Below are 237 nucleotides of genomic sequence, written 5' to 3'. Positions count from 1 at the left end.
CATATTTGAAGATGAAGCGGTCCAGAAGGTCGAGGACGGCAGAAGCGCCCAATTCCGGTATGATCACGAACAGGCTCAAGTTTTCTGCGGAAGACATCGATTGAGCCTGTGAGCCGTCTCTCCTTTTGGCAGCTCTGCCGAAGGCCTTCCCGCACACCTAGCCGCTTCGGCGCCCCGCCCGAAGAGCCTAAGAACTGCAAGCTAACGGATAAAGCTTGTGATGAGGTAACCGCCCAC

At 56.1% G+C, this 237-nt stretch carries 1 protein-coding gene; it reads right to left on the bottom strand.

Annotation, left to right across the window (positions count from 1 at the left end; all coding sequences use genetic code 11):
• Window positions 1–237: hypothetical protein (locus tag SB658_RS27410; protein ID WP_410603705.1), on the bottom strand; the 237-nt coding region annotated here is incomplete at both ends.

Source organism: Bacillus sp. SIMBA_008 (assembly GCF_046535495.1).
In the GTDB taxonomy this organism is placed as follows: domain Bacteria; phylum Bacillota; class Bacilli; order Bacillales; family Bacillaceae; genus Bacillus; species Bacillus subtilis.
The sequence above is the reverse complement of the archived record's forward strand: the minus strand, read 5'-3'. Positions and strand labels throughout refer to the sequence as shown.